Raw genomic sequence first — 2711 nt, forward strand, 5'->3', positions numbered from 1 at the left:
TCCTTCAGACCAAACCTCACGGCTTGGCCCTTGCCATTCGCTAGTAGTTAACGTTTAATAACGGTAAGTTATATAAACGGTGATCTTCCTACAGAGGACTTTCACCTCATTAGTTCATGCCCATGCTGGGCGTACACAAGCCACTTAAAAACGACGCTGAAAAGCGCGCGTTTTAGTGGGACGTTAGGCATCTTGGAGTTACTCGTGACAACAATTAAAATTCTATTTACTTTACTCGTTCTTAGTTGTCTTTCTGCCTGTAAAGAGAAAAATCCTGTGGATTGCTGGAGTTCGCTTGACAGCATTAAGTCCAATCGGATGTCAGGGAATCTTGAACTTGCATTTAACCAAATGTCAGAACTTTCAATATGTCTAGATTCTTCTAAATCGGAAAAAGGGATGCGCTTTTATTACCATCTTGGCTGGCTACAGCATGATTCTGGAGACTATAAAAAGGCAATAGAATCCTATAATAAGGGACTAGAGTTCCAATCAGATTATGCTTTTGCATTTTGGAGAAGAGGTTTGGCATATGAACAACTTGGTGATGTTGAGCAATCTATTGCAGATTACAAAAATGCTGTTCAAATCGGCAAGGCAACTTTACCAAATTTCAGTGAAGTATTAGATGATTACCCAGATGTAAAATTAAATCTAGGTCCATATGTGCAGTAGGTAAATGCCTAAAAAAGAGACTATGGCGTCAATAGTTAATTTTTAGCCTTAGGCGCTTCCCACATCACGCCGTCTCTTAGCATTGAGTTCAAGATAACAACCATCTTTCTGATACAAGCAATAATAGCTACTTTTTTAGGTTTTACTGCGGCGACTAATCGTTGATATGTGTCTTTAAATACTGGGTTATTTTATCTTGGGTGTCTAGGTATTAGACTAAATCAAAAGTATGGCTTCGCCATAAGGCATCAGCTTTCACATTAATTAACTTTTTTGGTTGTCGACAACTCATTGTTTAGGTTAATAAATTAGACTAAAGTAAGCTAAATTCAACTCCTAATAGATGGCATGATGAAAAAGTGAAAATAGCGCCACACCTTCTATTAAATTGTTAACTCCAAGGAAGATTATGAGCGTCAAATTAATATTCTCAGAATATTTTGAGATAGATGAACAAGAACTGGATGCTCACGGAGCTTTGAACATTTGTTTAACGTCAGATTTACCACTTTTTATTGATCCATTTCTACTATTTGCATCAGATAAGCCTGACTATAAAGAGCAGCATGATAAAATCGTTTCCCACCTTATTTTGCTGAAAAACATTGCAGTAAATGAGGGGAGCAACGCAAATGTTAATCTCTTCAAATTCCCAGAGATAAAACAAAATTGGCTCGGTCTCTGCAAGTATGGGAATAATGGTAAAGGTCTGGGCGCAAAATTTGCTAAAGATATAATTGCTGCATTCAACGGGTTCTATTCCAATTTCGGCGAAGAGACAATATCGTCGGCTACGCACATTGAGAAACTTACTCTTGTTGGAGCGGGGATTGGAAAGGATTTTATTAGTGACTTCGCCACTAATTTAATGCTTGAATATCTACTTGAATACACTCAAAGCTTTGCCAGAAAATCCCTGCAGCCTCATCAAAGAAAAATCTTCAGTGTTAGATGCTCTTATGATAAAGCACTAATGGTATGGAAACCAAAGGAATTTGAGCTACCATACTTCCACCTTGAGGAAGATGGCGATTTCATTTTATTAACCCCTCTAGATATACTTACAAAAGATGAAGTATTTATATGCCACAGTGAGCTGTCGGGTAACTTCAGAAGAATAGCTAGATCAATCAGTAATTCTGCATTACGCGAATCGGTAAATTCATACTTCCTTAAAGTCTTACCAATATCGGCAAAGAAAAAAGATATTGAGCACGCTGTATCAAAAACAATAAATGAATTTCCTGAGATTCTGGATTATTACATAAAGCAAAAAGAAGACAATAAAGATAAATCCACCAAGCTCTCTAAAGAAAAAATTGAAAAAATACGTGGCGAGCTCATTAACACTCTTTCGCTTTTTTGTGAGAACCTACTCGAATCTAGTGATTTCTTCGAGGTCAAACCTAATAGCTATAACGAAGCACTTCAGAGAGCCAATTTCCTCAAAGACAATATAGAAAATAATGACGGTTATAGAATTTTCTACCAAAAAGGAAAGCCTATAGCTTCCGAAGACACTATTCAGCGCGTGTTTAGGCTAACTTGGTATGCGTCACCATATGACGTGAACTCTGAAGTAAACAACGGTCGAGGGCCAGCTGACTATAAGGTTTCTTTCGGTAGTGGTGACTCCACTATTATAGAGTTTAAATTGGCCAGATCTTCATCGTTGAAAAACAATCTTAAAAATCAAACAGAGATATACAAGAAGGCATCTAAATCTATCTCTGACATCAAAGTCATCCTCTGCTATACAAATCCAGAAATAGCAAAGGTAAATAGAATCCTGAAAGCTATGGGACAGGAAGGGGCTGACAACATAGTGATAATTGATGCATCACCAAAAGTCTCTGCTTCAAAGGTTGTCTAAATCACAATTAAAGGGTCAGAGTCTGAGGGATCCCCACGAATATTCAACCATTAAAATTGTCTGCAATCATAGTTCTGAGATTTAATTCTGCCATTTCATATTGCTCGCAAAGCAATATGAAATGCTTATCTACGAAGCCCCGCAAGCCTAAATAATGAAACGA

At 37.4% G+C, this 2711-nt stretch carries 2 protein-coding genes and 1 pseudogene; 2 read left to right on the top strand and 1 reads right to left on the bottom strand.

Annotated features, from left to right (window positions below; translation table 11 throughout):
• The first annotated feature begins 204 nt into the window (after positions 1-204).
• Complete coding sequence (locus ABJE44_RS04995; protein WP_348112603.1) at positions 205-675, top strand: tetratricopeptide repeat protein; 471 nt, start codon at positions 205-207, stop codon at positions 673-675.
• Between the two features lie 35 nt (positions 676-710).
• On the opposite strand, the pseudogene ABJE44_RS05000 reads toward ABJE44_RS04995, so the two are convergent.
• Positions 711-866, bottom strand: a pseudogene (locus ABJE44_RS05000) (IS110 family transposase); the annotation flags it as partial.
• Positions 867-1084: 218 nt separating this feature from the next.
• Here ABJE44_RS05000 and ABJE44_RS05005 point away from each other — a divergent pair.
• Positions 1085-2548 carry a hypothetical protein gene (locus ABJE44_RS05005; RefSeq protein WP_348112601.1) on the top strand — a complete coding sequence of 488 codons (1464 nt, stop codon included), beginning with the start codon at positions 1085-1087 and terminating at the stop codon, positions 2546-2548.
• Positions 2549-2711: the final 163 nt, after the last annotated feature.

Source organism: Paraglaciecola sp. (assembly GCF_039942875.1).
Taxonomy (GTDB): domain Bacteria; phylum Pseudomonadota; class Gammaproteobacteria; order Enterobacterales; family Alteromonadaceae; genus Paraglaciecola.

Bases quoted from the DNA above. Each gene is read 5' to 3' on its own strand.
- ABJE44_RS05005 (WP_348112601.1), top strand. From the start codon at position 1,085: ATGAGCGTCAAATTAATATTCTCAGAATATTTTGAGATAGATGAACAA.